The following is an 848-nucleotide window of genomic DNA, read 5'->3' on the forward strand; positions in this document are numbered from 1 at the left end:
AATTGCAGCACATTCTATCTAAGGATCCAGCTTTTTCTTCTTTTTACAATCGAATTTCCCAAAGAGGAAGCAAGAGGAAGGCGATTATTGCTTGTGCTCATAAGATTCTCAGAATCATTTACAAACTACTCTCCACCAAGCAGACTTATCAAAAAGAAAAGGCGCTAGGACTGAGGAAACAGTTCTAACGCCAAAACTAAAAAAATTTCAATTACAGTATAGCACAGGAAATGATTTTTTGAGCTTTTTACTGTCTTTTTTCAAATAAAGGAGGTTGGGACAATAGTCCCTTATCTCCAAAAAAAGAGGCTGGGACAAAAAGATTTTGATTTTCGGAATTCTTTATTATAAATTTTAAAATCGATTGATTCGACAAAAAAGCGAACAAGACAGAATTCTGAGTGTCAGATAACTCGTTTTGTTCGCTTTTTATATCTAAGGTTAGACTTTTGTCCCAGACTCTTTTTTGGAGACAAAGTCCTTAGACTACAAGTTTCTAAGGGCTTTTCTTTGTGTAAAGTCGTATAATAGATGTAAGAAAAGTTGTGAGGTATTCCCTATGTTTCACAAAGAAAATCTAGACTACAACCACAATCAAGTTGGTTTTTACACGCTAGACGAACTCGTTCCGCAAGACCATTTTCTTCGTCAAGTTGAGCAAGTTATCGATTTTTCCTTCATCTATGACTTGGTCGCAGATACTTATTCTGAGGATAAAGGGCGTCCTAGTTTAGACCCTGTTATGCTGGTTAAAATCCCTCTCATCCAATGTTTCTACGGTATCCGTTCCATGCGCCAAACTATCAAGGACATTGAGGTCAATACCGCCTATCGCTGGTTTCTGGGTT

1 protein-coding gene is annotated in these 848 nt (G+C 37.1%); it reads left to right on the forward strand.

Annotated elements, in window-relative coordinates; genetic code table 11:
* Positions 1-559 precede the first annotated feature (559 nt).
* Positions 560-848 (forward strand): transposase (locus tag GEZ85_RS10115; protein WP_194251557.1); only part of this gene is annotated, 289 nt, incomplete at its 3' end.

Origin of the sequence: Streptococcus mitis (genome assembly GCF_009496205.1) — a bacterium.
In the GTDB taxonomy this organism is placed as follows: domain Bacteria; phylum Bacillota; class Bacilli; order Lactobacillales; family Streptococcaceae; genus Streptococcus; species Streptococcus mitis_BN.